Origin of the sequence: Aquimarina sp. EL_43, assembly GCF_943422735.1 — a bacterium.
GTDB classification, from domain to species: Bacteria; Bacteroidota; Bacteroidia; order Flavobacteriales; family Flavobacteriaceae; genus Aquimarina; species Aquimarina megaterium.
Genome location: NZ_CALSBR010000001.1, coordinates 5,326,095 through 5,341,694, shown reverse-complemented (window position 1 = coordinate 5,341,694; position 15,600 = coordinate 5,326,095). Strand labels below are relative to the sequence as shown.

Genomic DNA, 15,600 nt, shown 5'->3' with positions numbered 1-15,600 from the left:
AAATTTAGATTCCCATGAGTATTAGTATACCTACTCGTGGGTTAAATTAAAATAGTTCTACTAAAACGGATGAAAAAAATAAAGATAATAGTTGTGACAGCGTTTTTGAGCGTTACTTTTTTTACCAGTTATGCACAACAAGATGCTCAGTACACTCAGTATATGTATAACACGATAAGTGTAAACCCTGCCTATGCAGGTAGTCGAGGTGTACTAAGTATTATGGGTCTTCATCGTAGTCAATGGGTTGGTTTAGATGGAGCTCCCCGAACTCAGACACTTACTCTTAATACACCTATTGGTGGTAATGAGCGAGTTGGTTTGGGATTGTCTATAGTTAATGATCAGATTGGTCCTACCGATGAGACGTATTTTGATATTGATTTTTCATATACGATTCCGACATCAGAAACAGGTAAGTTAAGCTTAGGTATAAAAGCCGGAGGTCATTTATTAAATGTTGATTTTCAAAAGCTATCACAATTTAATACCAATGATGCTTTGTTTGAGAATAATATAGATAATAAGTTTAGCCCTAATGTTGGAGTTGGGGTTTATTATCATACTCATAAATTTTATGTAGGATTAAGTGCTCCTAATTTATTAGAGACGGATCATTTTGATGAGAGTACTACTACCAGTAGTAGTGATGCTGTTAGTTTTTTGGCCGAGGAGCGTATCAATTATTATTTGATAGCGGGTCATGTTTTTGATTTGAGTGATGATGTTAAGTTTAAGCCAGCTGTTTTGAGTAAGCTAGTGTTTGGCGCTCCATTACAGGTAGATGTTTCAGCTAATTTTTTATTGTATGATCGTTTAACATTGGGAGCTGCTTATCGATGGAGTGCTGCCTTAAGTGGTACTATAGGATTTCAGATCTCGGATGCATTAATGATTGGTTTTGCATATGATCGAGAAACGACAGAGTTAGGTCAGAGTCAATTTAATGATGGGAGTTATGAGGTATTTCTTAGATTCGAACTCTTCAAAAAGTACAATAGAATGCTAACACCTCGTTTCTTTTAACCAAAATTGCATAGCATATCAAATAACATCATACTATTTATTTACCATTATAATTTACTGTATAGAAATATTTTGTTTCAGTAGATGCAAAGGGTAAATGAAATGACATCTACTATAGTTTCTTACATATCTAATCTTTTTCTTACATCAATAATCAATTACATGATTATAATTATGGTAAAACCATATTTATTTTGAGTTTTTAATGTATTTATAATTAAGGATTTATATATAAATTTATGATGTTGAGAAAAACATGGTATAAGTCATTATTTTTTAAATTATTGTTGCGTATATAAAAAAATTACATTCGATAAATATATTTCCTTGTATAATCTACTGATGTACTTTCTTTTTTAACGCTTAATGACACTATTGTTAAAATTGTATAACTACATTCCAATGGTTTTCTTTCCAAATTAGATACACATAAATTTTTAATGAGTATGTGAATAGTGATTCACACTAAAAAAATATCAAAATAGATAAGGAATAAACAACACTAAATACAAATAAAAAACAATCCAACAATTATAAAACTTTTGGCGAGCCAGTAATTGTAAGGATTTGAATAACGATAATTTAAACTAAACCACCATTATGAGGTTCCTTTTTTTTATATCAAAAGATATATCTTCTTTTATTAAGAATATCTATACGAGCTATATTCTAAAGCAAGTTGATAATTCACCTAATTATAGAGCGTTATTTTTAACAGGAATAATTACCATTTTATTGGGAACATATTCTTTTATAGCATATTCCTTTTTAGAAACTTCTTCGGTTCTTATAGAGCATAAAAACTATCATAATACCCAAAGAAAAACAGGGGAAATTACTACCAATTTTAGTGATAAATGTGCTCATAGATTTCTTTCGGAATCTAACCTTCATAAAGAGAGATGTTTACGTCTTAATAACAAAAATCACAAGATATTTTGCTAGTAGAGGGGATAACCATTCGTCGAAATAAAATAGCTTTTTATCGATAAAAAGAAGCTTTTTGACACTATTTCTCGCTTTTTTAACAAAAAAAAAAGTTAATATTGTCCAAATATAATTGTTGGATTTTTATAGTTTTTTATTTCATAATTCATACCCCAAACAAAGAAATATGATGAATTTTACTCAGTTATTACATGATAAAAAAAGAATAATTTCTTTTTTATACATATTCAACATATTACCCTTGGTAACTACATCTTTATTTCTTCAAAATCATAAGACTTGCTTAGATATAGGTATATACGATATTTCTAAAAACAACTATACTAATTCCTTTAAATCGTTCCAAAACAATAACACAACCAATTTACTATAACTAGCCTATGAAAATTTTTACTTTTTTTCAGACCAAAAACATCAATCAAAAAAGAACCGTACTGGTATTGGGTCTTTTTTTGATAGTAAGTAATTTTTCCTATTCTCAGGCAACTTTTGTAGGTAACCCTACCGATGCGGCTATGTTAAGTGTATTAGATGGTGATGGAGTAGGATTATCTAATGCCACTCTCGAAAATGGAAACAGAGCTTCGCAATTAGCAACATTTTCTAATGGTACAGCAGGAGCTAATCTTTCTTTAGATGGAGGGGTTTTAATGTCTACTGGTAGTGCTACTCAGGCATTTGGAAGTAATGGTAATGCGGCATGGCCTAATAATTCTGGAGTGCAGGCAAGTATTGATGCACTACCACTTGCTCCTGGTGGTGTTTATAGCGATCCGGATATTACTGCAATAGATGCAACTGCGGTACATGACGTGGTTGTCTTTTCATTTGATGTAGTTTTAGAACCTGGATTTACAGATTTAAAAGTAGTGTATCAATTTGGATCTGATGAATTTCCAGATTATGTGGGAAGTGTATTCAATGATATTTTTGGATTTTTTATTTCTGGTCCCGGGATAACTGGTACTCAGAATATAGCTTTAGTGCCGGGAACAACAAGCCCTGTTGCGGTGAATACGATAAATGCAGGATTTGTAGGATGTAATGATGATGCCGCTACAGAAGATTTAACAAACTCTGCTTTTTATATTAATAATGGACATGACACATCGGCTGCTGCCTGTAATACTAATCCTGGACCTTTTACAATATTTACAGAATATAACGGTATAACACAACAATTAACAGGAGTACTTTCTGGGTTACTGCCAGGAAATACGTATCGATTTAAAATGGCAATTGCAGATACAGGTGATCCTACATTAGATTCTGGAGTTTTTATAAGTACAATATCTGGAGATAGAGATTCTGATGGAGATGGCCTTTCTGATGCCAGAGATCCTGATGATGATGATGATGGTATTTTAGATATAGATGAATCAGGAGCAGCAGGTGAACCTAATTTGGATGTTGATGGAGATGGCATACCGGCATATCTTGATGATAATGATAATAATTTTACAATTGGAAATGTAGATGGAGCTGTGGAAACTCAATTTGATTTTGATGGAGATGGTATTTCCAACCATTTAGATTTGGATAGTGATAACGATGGTATCCTAGATGTTATAGAAGCAGGAGGGACTGATCCAGATAATGATGGTGTTATCGGTACAGGAGTACCTACTGATGTAGATGGAGATGGATTAGCAGATACTGTTGATAATATAGATAGTGGTAGTGGAGCAGGAGAGGTTACAACGGGAACACCACTTCCTACTCCTAATAGTGATGGTTCTGGTAATGATAATTATCTTGATATTGATGCAGATGACGATGGAATAGTAGATAATATTGAAGCACAGACAACTACAGGGTATCTAGCCCCTTTACTAAACGATGCAGATTCAGATGGTATTGATGATCGTTATGATATAAATTCTGGAGGATTTCCGCTAATACCAATAAACACAGATACAGGTACTCCTAATAGTGATACGGTACCAGATTATCTGGATTTAGATTCAGACGGTGATAATGAAAGTGATACTATTGAAGCATATGATACTAATGATGATGGTATTGCAGATACTGTACCAGCAGCATCAGATGCTGATAATGATGGTTTGGATGATAACTTTGATGTAGATGATGCCAATTTAGACCCTACAAATGGCGGTCAAACAGCGACCAATCCTTTTCCTAATACTGATAGCCCGGGAGGAGAATCTAACTGGAGAGAATGGATAGATATTTCACTTTTAAAGATAGACACTTATGTAGATACAAATACAAATGGTGTTATGGATGCAGGTGATACAATCACTTATGTCTTTACAATAACTAATACTGGAGGAACAACATTAACCAATGTGACAATTATAGATTCGGGGATAACTGTTAGTGGTACTCCAATTGCGAGTTTAGCTTCAGGGGCAACCGATAATACAACTTTTACAGGGACATATACACTTCTTCAGGCAGATATTAATACAGGTAGTTATAGTAATAGCGCAACAGTAAATAGTGTAGATGTTAATGGAAATTTAGAAACAGATACTTCAGATGATCCTGATAACGCTACTAATGTAGATCCAGATGGAGATAATGATCCAGATGATCCTACAGTGACTACTTTTACTTTCATCGATACAGATAATGATGGTGTTCAGGATGGTGTTGATTTGGATAATGATAATGATGGAATTTTGGATACAGTTGAACAAGAATGTACAACACTTACTTACATAGGAAGTGATCAAGTGGTAACTGTACCTGCAAATGCTATAGGTATGATTGTTAAAGCTTGGGGAGCCGGTGGAGGCCATGAAATAGTTGGTTCAGGTGGCTATGCAGGGGCAGGAGGGTATACGGAAGCAACTTTTGATAATACAGTGGTTATACCAGGTACACAATTTTCAGTAATAGTAGGAAGTGGAGGAAACCAGACAGGAAGGCCGGATGAAAACAGCCCTTTAGCAGTTTATGGTTTTGGCTCTGTTTCCGGACATGATCAAGGTGGAGGATTATCAGGTATTTTTACTGGAAATACGAGTGTTTTAGAAACAGATATGGCTAGAGCATTAATCGTTGCTGGCGGTGGCGGTGGATATGAAAATAGTGGAGGAGTTCCGGATATTGGAGCAATAGGGAATAATGGTAATAGCCCAAGTTCTGGTGGAGAATCTTCTATGAGAGGTTCTTCTGATAATATTTTAGGAACAGGTTGTACTCCTTCTCCAACAACTGCACATTTCTCTGGAGGAGGTGGTGGTTATCAGGGAGGAAATCGAACATCAACTCTGAGTCCTAATTACTCGGGTGTATATGGAACATGTGGTAATACTATAGCCGCTGCAAATGGAGGAAGTGGTTTTGTTGCTGCTTCAGCTATAAATTCTAAACTATTATTCACTCCGGATGGAACTTCAACACCGCCTAACACAAATGATTCTGGGTATATTGCTGGAGTTGGAACTGCGGGAACTTTAGCTTCTAACCCTGGAGGAAATGGATTAGTAGTTATTTGTTGGATTATTGATACAGATAACGATAGCATTGGAGACTATTTAGATTTAGACAGTGATAACGATGGGATTTATGATGTTATTGAAGCTGGGGGAACTCTTAGTGGCGCTGTAGGACAAGAAGGTAGACATAATGATGATAATAACAATACAAATAATATGGCTACTAACGGAGTCCCTTCTTTTGCCAATGGCGGAGCAGGAAATACTCCAACAGATACAGGTAGTAATGGTAGTCTGGATTATATAACACTAGATAGTGATGGAGATGGTTGTAGCGATGCCAATGAAGCTTATGCCGATGCAAATGCTGATGGAGGTGATGGCGGAGTGTATAATCCTTCTAACACTGCAGCAGAACCATTAACAGTTGGAGCAGGTACAGTAAATACAAATGGAGTAGTGGTGGCTGCAGCGTATACCACTCCTGCGAATGCAGATGGTATAGCACCAACAAATAATACACAGTTTGATTTTCAACAAGCCGGAGCGGTACCAACTATAACTACACAACCAGTTAATATAATAACTAATGGAGTAGGTTCTGTTACATTTGAAGTAGAACCAGATATAAATTATTATGCATATCAATGGCAGGTTGATGATCAAAGTGGTGGCGGTTTTGTCACCATTGACCCGGCCAATGTCGTAGATATTTATACAGGTAGTGATACTGCAATATTAACATTAACAGGAGCAACTGCAACTGAAGATGGATATGTATATCAAGTGATTATAACAGATAGTTCTTACATTTGTTCGTCTACTACCTCTAATTCTGCGACTTTAACTATTGACACTACTGCTCCAACTGCAGATACGTTTACGACTAATGATATTACACCTACTTTAACCGGAACCGGAGAAGCAAATGAGACCTTAACCATTACAGTAGATGAAAACGGGGATGGTACTCCAGAAGTTACCTATACCGTAACGACAGCTGCTTCTGGAGACTGGAGTATTGATACCGGAGTTGCTGTACCAGATAGTGGTAGTTTACCAGTATTAACTGATAATGATACCTTAGATGTAGTGGCTACAGATGCAGGAGGAAATAGTGGAGCTGGAGTAGTAACGATTGATCTTACGGCTCCTACAGCAGATACATTTACAACGAATGATATTACCCCGACCTTAACAGGAACCGGAGAAGCGAATGAAACGTTAACCATTACAGTAGATGAAAACGGTGATGGTACTCCGGAAGTTACCTATATAGTAACCACGGATGCAGCTGGGGATTGGAGTATTGATACTGGAGTTGCAGTACCAGATAGTGGTAGTTTACCAGTGTTAACCGATAATGATACTTTAGATGTTGTGGCTACCGATGCAGGAGGCAACAGCGGAGCTGGAGTAGTAACGATTGATACGACTGCACCAACTGCAGATACGTTTACAACAAATGATATTACTCCGACTTTAACCGGTACAGGAGAAGCGAATGAAACGTTAACCATTACAGTAGATGAAAACGGCGATGGTACTCCGGAAGTTACTTATACCGTAACCACAGATGCATCAGGAGACTGGAGTATTGATACTGGGGTTGCAGTACCAGATAGTGGTAGTTTACCAGTGTTAACCGATGATGATACCTTAGATGTAGCGGCTACAGATGCAGGAGGAAATAGTGGATCAGGAGTAGTAACGATTGATACGACTGCACCAACAGCAGATACGTTTACGACCAATGATATTACACCTACTTTAACAGGAACAGGAGAAGCGAATGAAACGTTAACGATTACAGTAGATGAAAACGGTGATGGTACTCCAGAGGTTACTTATACCGTAACCACAGATGCTTCAGGAGACTGGAGTATTGATACCGGAGTTGCAGTACCAGATAGTGGTAGTTTACCAGTACTAACCGATAATGATACCTTAGATGTAGTAGCTACCGATGCAGGAGGCAACAGCGGAGCTGGAGTAGTAACTATTGACACAACTGCACCAACTGCAGATACATTTACTACCAATGATATTACACCTACTTTAACCGGAACCGGAGAAGCGAATGAAACGTTAACCGTTACAGTAGATGAAAACGGCGATGGTACTCCAGAGGTTACTTATACAGTTACTACAGATGCATCAGGAGACTGGAGTATTGATACTGGAGTTGCTGTACCTACAAGTGGTAGTTTACCAGTACTAACCGATAATGATACTTTAGATGTTGTGGCTACCGATGCAGGAGGAAATAGTGGAGCTGGAGTAGTGACTATTGACACAACTGCACCAACTGCAGATACGTTTACAACAAATGATATTACCCCGACTTTAACGGGAACAGGAGAAGCGAATGAAACGTTAACGATTACAGTAGATGAAAACGGCGATGGTACTCCAGAAGTTACTTATACCGTAACGACAGATGCTTCTGGAGACTGGAGTATTGATACCGGAGTTGCTGTACCTACAAGTGGTAGTTTACCAGTACTAACCGATAATGATACTTTAGATGTTGTGGCTACCGATGCAGGAGGCAACAGCGGGTCAGGAGTAGTGACTATTGATACGACTGCACCAACTGCAGATACATTTACTACCAATGATATTACACCTACTTTAACCGGAACCGGAGAAGCGAATGAAACGTTAACCATTACAGTAGATGAAAACGGCGATGGTACTCCAGAGGTTACTTATACCGTAACCACAGATGCATCAGGAGACTGGAGTATTGATACTGGAGTTGTTGTTCCTACGAGCGGATTCCTACCACCATTAACCGATGATGATACCTTAGATGTTGTGGCTACCGATGCTGGAGGCAACATTGGAGCTGGAGTAGTAACTATTGATCTTACTGCTCCTACAGCAGATACGTTTACGACTAATGATATTACCCCGACTTTAACTGGTACTGGAGAAGCGAATGAAACGCTAACCATTACAGTAGATGAAAACGGCGATGGTACTCCAGAAGTTACTTATACCGTAACCACAGATGCATTGGGAGACTGGAGTATTGATACCGGAGTTGCTGTACCAGATAGTGGTAGTTTACCAGTACTAACAGATAATGATACTTTAGATGTTGTGGCTACCGATGCAGGAGGAAATAGTGGAGCTGGAGTAGTGACTATTGACACAACTGCACCAACTGCAGATACGTTTACAACAAATGATATTACCCCGACTTTAACTGGAACCGGAGAAGCGAATGAAACGTTAACGATTACAGTAGATGAAAACGGCGATGGTACCCCAGAAGTTACTTATACCGTAACCACGGATGCATCAGGAGACTGGAGTATTGATACTGGGGTTGCAGTACCAGATAGTGGTAGTTTACCAGTACTAACTGATGATGATACCTTAGATGTAGTGGCTACTGATGCAGGAGGCAACAGTGGAGCTGGAGTAGTAACTATTGATACGACTGCATCAACAGCAGATACGTTTACGACAAATGATATTACACCGACTTTAACGGGAACCGGAGAAGCGAATGAAACGTTAACCATTACAGTAGATGAAAATGGCGATGGTACTCCGGAAGTTACCTATACCGTAACGACAGATGCAGCCGGAGACTGGAGTATTGATACTGGAGTTGCAGTACCTACAAGTGGTAGTTTACCAGTACTAACCGATGATGATACCTTAGATGTAGTGGCTACCGATGCAGGAGGGAACAGCGGATCAGGAGTAGTAACTATTGATACGACTGCACCAACTGCAGATACATTTACTACCAATGATATTACACCTACTTTAACAGGAACAGGAGAAGCAAATGAGACCTTAACCATTACAGTAGATGAAAACGGGGATGGTACTCCAGAAGTTACTTATACCGTAACGACAGATGCAGCTGGGGATTGGAGTATTGATACTGGAGTTGCTGTACCAGATAGTGGTAGTTTACCAGTACTAACCGATAATGATACCTTAGATGTTGTGGCTACCGATGCTGGAGGCAACAGCGGATCAGGAGTAGTAACTATTGATACGACTGCACCAACTGCAGATACGTTTATAACCAATGATATTACACCGACTTTAACGGGTACAGGAGAAGCGAATGAAACGTTAACCATTACAGTAGATGAAAACGGAGATGGTACTCCAGAAGTTACTTATACTGTAACCACAGATGCAACTGGAGACTGGAGTATTGATACCGGAGTTGCAGTACCAGATAGTGGTAGTTTACCAGTACTAACCGATAATGATACTTTAGATGTTGTGGCTACCGATGCAGGAGGGAACAGCGGATCAGGAGTAGTAACTATTGATACGACTGCACCAACTGCAGATACCTTTACGACTAATGATATTACCCCGACTTTAACGGGAACCGGAGAAGCAAATGAGACCTTAACCATTACAGTAGATGAGAACGGCGATGGTACTCCAGAAGTTACTTATACCGTAACGACAGATGCATCGGGAGACTGGAGTATTGATACTGGAGTTGCCGTACCAGATAGTGGTAGTTTACCAGTACTAACTGATAATGATACTTTAGATGTAGTAGCTACTGATGCTGGAGGCAACAGTGGAGCTGGAGTAGTAACGATTGATCTTACGGCTCCTACAGCAGATACGTTTACGACTAATGATATTACGCCGACTTTAACTGGAACCGGAGAAGCAAATGAGACCTTAACCATTACAGTAGATGAGAATGGCGATGGTACTCCGGAAGTTACCTATACCGTAACCACAGATGCTTCAGGAGACTGGAGTATTGATACCGGAGTTGCAGTACCAGATAGTGGTAGTTTACCAGTACTAACCGATAATGATACCTTAGATGTAGTAGCTACCGATGCAGGAGGCAACAGCGGAGCTGGAGTAGTAACTATTGATCTTGCGGCTCCTACAGCAGATACGTTTACAACTAATGATATTACACCTACTTTAACCGGAACCGGAGAAGCGAATGAAACGTTAACCGTTACAGTAGATGAAAACGGCGATGGTACTCCAGAGGTTACTTATACAGTTACTACAGATGCATCAGGAGACTGGAGTATTGATACTGGAGTTGCAGTACCTACAAGTGGTAGTTTACCAGTACTAACCGATAATGATACTTTAGATGTTGTGGCTACCGATGCAGGAGGAAATAGTGGAGCTGGAGTAGTGACTATTGACACAACTGCACCAACTGCAGATACGTTTACAACAAATGATATTACCCCGACTTTAACGGGAACAGGAGAAGCGAATGAAACGTTAACGATTACAGTAGATGAAAACGGCGATGGTACCCCAGAAGTTACTTATACCGTAACCACGGATGCATCAGGAGACTGGAGTATTGATACTGGGGTTGCAGTACCAGATAGTGGTAGTTTACCAGTATTAACCGATGATGATACCTTAGATGTAGTGGCTACTGATGCAGGAGGCAACAGTGGAGCTGGAGTAGTAACTATTGATACGACTGCACCAACAGCAGATACGTTTACGACAAATGATATTACACCGACTTTAACGGGAACCGGAGAAGCGAATGAAACGTTAACCATTACAGTAGATGAAAATGGCGATGGTACTCCGGAAGTTACCTATACCGTAACGACAGATGCAGCCGGAGACTGGAGTATTGATACCGGAGTTGTAGTACCAGATAGTGGTAGTTTACCAGTACTAACCGATAATGATACCTTAGATGTTGTGGCTACCGATGCAGGAGGCAACAGCGGGTCAGGAGTAGTGACTATTGATACGACTGCACCAACTGCAGATACCTTTACAACTAATGATATTACACCGACTTTAACCGGAACCGGAGAAGCGAATGAAACGTTAACCATTACAGTAGATGAAAACGGCGATGGTACTCCAGAGGTTACTTATACAGTTACTACAGATGCATCAGGAGACTGGAGTATTGATACTGGAGTTGCTGTACCTACAAGTGGTAGTTTACCAGTACTAACCGATAATGATACTTTAGATGTTGTGGCTACCGATGCAGGAGGAAATAGTGGAGCTGGAGTAGTGACTATTGACACAACTGCACCAACTGCAGATACGTTTACAACAAATGATATTACCCCGACTTTAACGGGAACAGGAGAAGCGAATGAGACCTTAACCATTACAGTAGATGAGAATGGCGATGGTACTCCGGAAGTTACCTATACCGTAACCACAGATGCTTCAGGAGACTGGAGTATTGATACCGGAGTTGCAGTACCAGATAGTGGTAGTTTACCAGTACTAACCGATAATGATACCTTAGATGTAGTAGCTACCGATGCAGGAGGCAACAGCGGAGCTGGAGTAGTAACGATTGACACGACTGCACCAACTGCAGATACATTTACTACCAATGATATTACACCTACTTTAACCGGAACCGGAGAAGCGAATGAAACGTTAACCGTTACAGTAGATGAAAACGGCGATGGTACTCCAGAGGTTACTTATACAGTTACTACAGATGCATCAGGAGACTGGAGTATTGATACTGGAGTTGCTGTACCTACAAGTGGTAGTTTACCAGTACTAACCGATAATGATACCTTAGATGTTGTGGCTACCGATGCAGGAGGCAACAGCGGGTCAGGAGTAGTGACTATTGATACGACTGCACCAACTGCAGATACATTTACTACCAATGATATTACACCTACTTTAACCGGAACCGGAGAAGCGAATGAAACGTTAACCATTACAGTAGATGAAAACGGCGATGGTACTCCAGAGGTTACTTATACCGTAACCACAGATGCTTCTGGAGACTGGAGTATTGATACCGGAGTTGCAGTACCAGATAGTGGTAGTTTACCAGTACTAACCGATAATGATACCTTAGATGTAGTAGCTACCGATGCAGGAGGCAACAGCGGAGCTGGAGTAGTAACTATTGACACGACTGCACCAACAGCAGATACATTTACTACCAATGATATTACCCCGACTTTAACGGGAACAGGAGAAGCGAATGAAACGTTAACGATTACAGTAGATGAAAACGGCGATGGTACTCCAGAAGTTACTTATACCGTAACGACAGATGCTTCTGGAGACTGGAGTATTGATACCGGAGTTGCTGTACCTACAAGTGGTAGTTTACCAGTACTAACCGATAATGATACTTTAGATGTTGTGGCTACCGATGCAGGAGGCAACAGCGGGTCAGGAGTAGTGACTATTGATACGACTGCACCAACTGCAGATACATTTACTACCAATGATATTACACCTACTTTAACCGGAACCGGAGAAGCGAATGAAACGTTAACGATTACAGTAGATGAAAACGGCGATGGTACTCCAGAGGTTACTTATACCGTAACCACAGATGCATCAGGAGACTGGAGTATTGATACTGGAGTTGTTGTTCCTACGAGCGGATTCCTACCACCATTAACCGATGATGATACCTTAGATGTTGTGGCTACCGATGCTGGAGGCAACATTGGAGCTGGAGTAGTAACTATTGATCTTACTGCTCCTACAGCAGATACGTTTACGACTAATGATATTACCCCGACTTTAACTGGTACTGGAGAAGCGAATGAAACGCTAACCATTACAGTAGATGAAAACGGCGATGGTACTCCAGAAGTTACTTATACCGTAACCACAGATGCATTGGGAGACTGGAGTATTGATACCGGAGTTGCTGTACCAGATAGTGGTAGTTTACCAGTACTAACAGATAATGATACTTTAGATGTTGTGGCTACCGATGCAGGAGGAAATAGTGGAGCTGGAGTAGTGACTATTGACACAACTGCACCAACTGCAGATACGTTTACAACAAATGATATTACCCCGACTTTAACCGGTACAGGAGAAGCAAATGAAACCTTGACCATTACAGTAGATGAAAACGGGGATGGTACTCCGGAAGTTACTTATACCGTAACGACAGATGCATCAGGAGACTGGAGTATTGATACTGGAGTTACTGTACCTACAAGTGGTAGTTTACCAGTACTAACCGATAATGATACCTTAGATGTTGTGGCTACTGATGCAGGAGGGAATAGTGGGTCAGGAGTAGTAACTATTGATCTTACGGCTCCTACAGTAGATACGTTTACGACCAATGATATTACTCCGACTTTAACTGGTACAGGAGAGGCGAATGAAACGTTAACCATTACAGTAGATGAAAACGGCGATGGTACTCCGGAAGTTACTTATACCGTGACCACAGATGCAGCTGGGGATTGGAGTATTGATACTGGAGTTGCTGTACCTACAAGTGGTAGTTTACCAGTGTTAACCGATAATGATACCTTAGATGTTGTGGCTACCGATGCAGGAGGCAACAGCGGATCAGGAGTAGTAACTATTGATACGACTGCACCAACTGCAGATACCTTTACAACAAATGATATTACCCCGACTTTAACCGGTACAGGAGAAGCAAATGAAACGTTAACCATTACAGTAGATGAAAACGGTGATGGTACTCCGGAAGTTACTTATACCGTAACCACAGATGCTTCAGGAGACTGGAGTATTGATACCGGAGTTGCAGTACCAGATAGTGGTAGTTTACCAGTACTAACCGATAATGATACCTTAGATGTAGTAGCTACCGATGCAGGAGGCAACAGCGGAGCTGGAGTAGTGACTATTGATACGACTGCACCAACTGCAGATACGTTTACAACAAATGATATTACACCTACTTTAACCGGAACCGGAGAAGCGAATGAAACGCTAACCATTACAGTAGATGAGAACGGAGATGGTACTCCGGAAGTTACTTATACCGTAACGACAGATGCATCAGGAGACTGGAGTATTGATACTGGAGTTGTTGTTCCTACGAGCGGATTCCTACCACCATTAACCGATGATGATACCTTAGATGTAGTAGCTACCGATGCTGGAGGAAATAGTGGAGCTGGAGTAGTGACTATTGATCTTGCGGCTCCTACAGCAGATACGTTTACAACTAATGATATTACACCTACTTTAACCGGAACCGGAGAAGCAAATGAGATTTTAACCATTACAGTAGATGAGAATGGCGATGGTACTCCAGAAGTTACCTATACCGTAACGACAGATGCATCAGGAGACTGGAGTATTGATACCGGAGTTGCTGTACCAGATAGTGGTAGTTTACCAGTACTAACCGATAATGATACTTTAGATGTAGTGGCTACTGATACTGCAGGCAACAGCGGATCAGGAGTAGTAACTATTGATATTACCACAATATCGGTAGATAGTTTTACCACGGATGATATTACACCTACTTTAACTGGTACTGGAGAGCCTAATGAAACGTTAACCATTACGGTAGACGAAGACGGAGATGGTATACCAGAAGTTACGTATACTGTAACCACTGATACTACTGGTAATTGGAGTATTGACCCAGATACAGCTATTCCTGATAGCGGAGTATTCCCTGTACTTGATGATATGGATACGATAGATGTTGTGGCTACCGATCCCGGAGGTAATATTGCAATTGGATTGGTGGAGATAAACCTTAGTGATACAGATGGTGATGGAATTAATGATGTCGATGAAGAAAACGATGGTACAGATCCTTTGGATCCTTGTGATCCAAATCCTGGTGCTGTTTCTTCAGGTGATTGTGATGGTGATGGGGTGATGAATGAATTTGAAATAGGAGACGATCCAAATAACCCTCAAGATACTGATGGTGATGGTACACCTGATATTTTGGATACTGACGATGATAATGATGGAATCTTAACAGAAGATGAGAATCCAGATTCTAATGGAGATGGAAACCCAGATGATGCTTTTGATACAGATGGTAATGGTACTCCTGATTATTTAGAACCTAACGGGCCAATAGAAGAAGGGGAAGATGGTATTACAGTCTTTACAGGAATGTCTCCAAATGGAGATGGTGTTAATGATGTATTTATAATTAGTGGAATAGAAAGATTAGAGAATACTTTAGAGATATATAACCGTTGGGGTGTTAAAGTATATGGAACTAAAAATTATGGAAGAGACGATCAATTCTTCAGAGGAATCTCTAAAGGAAGAACTACAATAGAAGGAACAGATCGATTACCAGTAGGTACTTACTATTATGTTTTAGAGTATGTTTTAGAATCAGGTGAACGTAAAAGTAAAGCAGGTTACTTATACATTAACAGATAATCAATCAAAATTTAGATTCCCATGAGTATCAGTATATCTGCTCGTGGGTGAAATAAAAATGTTAAATTAG

At 39.8% G+C, this 15,600-nt stretch carries 3 protein-coding genes; all 3 read left to right on the top strand.

The window, feature by feature from the left end; translation table 11 throughout:
• The first annotated feature begins 69 nt into the window (after window positions 1-69).
• The 3 genes from NNL09_RS22930 (at window position 70) to NNL09_RS22920 (ending at window position 15,530) form a co-directional block, all read left to right on the top strand.
• Window positions 70-1,026, top strand: coding sequence for a type IX secretion system membrane protein PorP/SprF (locus NNL09_RS22930; protein WP_196911911.1), 957 nt, complete (start codon window positions 70-72; stop codon window positions 1,024-1,026).
• Between the two features lie 600 nt (window positions 1,027-1,626).
• The gene (locus tag NNL09_RS22925) at window positions 1,627-1,971 is read left to right on the top strand and encodes a hypothetical protein (protein WP_196912051.1); all 345 of its coding nucleotides are present in this window, start codon (window positions 1,627-1,629) and stop codon (window positions 1,969-1,971) included.
• Window positions 1,972-2,354: 383 nt separating this feature from the next.
• Window positions 2,355-15,530 (top strand): choice-of-anchor L domain-containing protein, encoded by a 13,176-nt coding sequence (locus NNL09_RS22920; protein WP_305883696.1) that lies wholly within the window; start codon window positions 2,355-2,357, stop codon window positions 15,528-15,530.
• Window positions 15,531-15,600: the final 70 nt, after the last annotated feature.